We start from the raw sequence: 1,714 nt of genomic DNA on the forward strand, positions 1-1,714 counted from the left end.
CGCCCCCCTTGCCGGAAGCAACCGCAATGATACTCTTGACCTCAGAAAGCAACGCATCCTCCATCGACATGCAGCAGACCTGTTTCACCCCGTCCTGCCCGTTACTGTCCGGGCTGGACGAACCTGCGCGCCAACGCACGGCAGTTTTTCATTATATCCTGAAGGATCACCGGGACGCAAGCGCTGACAAACCGGGAGCATGGGAATCGCGTTCTGGAATCCGCTCATTGCCCGGGAATCTTCAGAACAATCCATTGTTCTGGCCATGATACCGGAGAATAAAGGACATCATGTTCATTATATAGTTTTTTAAGATTGACATATATAAATTTAATACATATAATTCGCCGCATCGTCAAGCATGTCGTATTGTGCGCCGCTGGTGCCATACATTGACTCCAACCGGATCTTGCTGGAGGTATCCCCATGTCATCCATCGTCTTCATCGATTCCCGCGTAACCGGTATTGACATACTGCTGGCTGCCCTGCCGGCGCACACCACCGCTTTTGTGCTGGATCGCACGCGTGACAGTCTGGAGACGATAGCCAGCATTCTGGGCACTCACACCGGTCTGGACTCAATCCAGCTGATCAGCCACGGAGAACCGGGTGTGATCCATGTTGGCAGCACGGTCCTGAACACCGAGCAGATATCGCTTCAGACCGGGATACTGGCTGCCATTGGTGCGTCATTGCAGCCGGGGGGAGACTTCCTGATTTATGGTTGTGATGTTGCCGCCGGGGATACCGGAACCACGTTCATCAACGCGCTGTCCAGCGCGCTTGGCGCCGATGTGGCGGCATCGACAGACCGGACCGGGGCGGCGGCACTGGGCGGAGACTGGACGCTGGAGGCTTCCACCGGAACAATTGAGGCGGTGGGAATGGATGGTGGGGATGGGTATGCGGGGGTGCTTGATACCACGCCCCCCATCCTGCTCACTTTTACACCCACATCTGGCAGCACCGGCGTGGCAGTCGGCAGCAACATCGTGCTGACGTTTGATGAGGTGGTGCGAGCAGGCACAAGCACTGGCTTCATCACCATTACGGACAGCACTGCAAATACCGACGATCTTATTTGGATTAACGACTCATCGCGTGTGATTTTCTACGGATCAACCATCGCCATTAGAGGTCAGGATTTAGCGGCGGGCCACAGCTTTGTGGTGACTTTTAGTTATGGCGCGGTGGCTGATCTGGCTGGTAATGCTGCAGAGGTCCCGCCCTATGGCTCACTGAATTTCGTGACCAGTAGCCTTCCTGTCGCGACGCTGGTATCGGTTGCCAATGATGGAACGCAGGGGAACAGCTCCTGTGGATCTCCGTCCGTTTCCGCCGATGGACGATTTGTGGTGTTTGAAAGCGAATCCAGCAACCTCGTGGAAGGGGACACTGGCGGTCACTGGGACATCTTCCTGCGCGATACGCTTACCAACACCACCACGCTGATTTCACGATCTAATGACGGTACACAGGGCAATGGCGGCTCCTACAGACCATCTATCTCTGCCGATGGACGTTTTGTGGTGTTCTACAGCGACGCCAACAATCTAGCGGAGGGGGATAACAATGGTGTTTATGATGTCTTCCTGCGCGATACGCTTACCAATACCACCACACTGATCTCACAGTCTACTGGGGGCATTCAGGGCAGCAACCAATCCTTCAATCCATCCATTTCCGACGATGGACGGTTCGTTGTATTTGAAA

At 54.8% G+C, this 1,714-nt stretch carries 2 protein-coding genes; both read left to right on the plus strand.

The window, feature by feature from the left end:
• On the plus strand, positions 1-187 hold a 187-nt coding region (locus Mcas_RS18930), incomplete at its 5' end, for a hypothetical protein (protein ID WP_235203666.1).
• Positions 188-426: 239 nt separating this feature from the next.
• A partial coding sequence (locus tag Mcas_RS17240; protein WP_156033436.1) for a DUF4347 domain-containing protein occupies positions 427-1,714 on the plus strand: 1,288 nt, incomplete at its 3' end.

Source organism: Candidatus Magnetobacterium casense, from assembly GCF_000714715.1.
Taxonomy (GTDB): Bacteria; Nitrospirota; Thermodesulfovibrionia; order Thermodesulfovibrionales; family Magnetobacteriaceae; genus Magnetobacterium; species Magnetobacterium casense.